This window comes from Oleiphilus sp. HI0043, from assembly GCF_001634935.1.
Window position 1 is genome coordinate 1 of record NZ_LWEY01000925.1, and the last position, 289, is coordinate 289.

Genomic DNA, 289 nt, shown 5'->3' on the forward strand with positions numbered 1-289 from the left:
CAGCAGGTGTACCTCTTGTAGACGCTCTCGACTCAGTTGCCGGCGCAACAGGTAATATTGTTTATCGTAACGCCGTTTTTAAGGTGCGAGACGATGTAGCCTCGGGTACCCAGCTTCAGTATTCCATGCGTTCTACCGGTGTGTTCCCCTCCATGGCAGTACAAATGGTTTCGATCGGTGAGGAGTCTGGTGCACTTGATACGATGCTAGACAAAGTCGCGACGCACTTCGAAGATGAGGTAGATGACCTGGTTGATAATATGACGGCACTAATGGAGCCGATTATTAT

The 289-nt window shown here is 49.5% G+C and carries 1 protein-coding gene; it reads left to right on the top strand.

Annotated features, from left to right (window positions below; genetic code table 11):
- Positions 1 to 289: type II secretion system F family protein (locus tag A3729_RS10300; RefSeq protein ID WP_197475762.1), on the top strand; the 289-nt coding region annotated here is incomplete at both ends.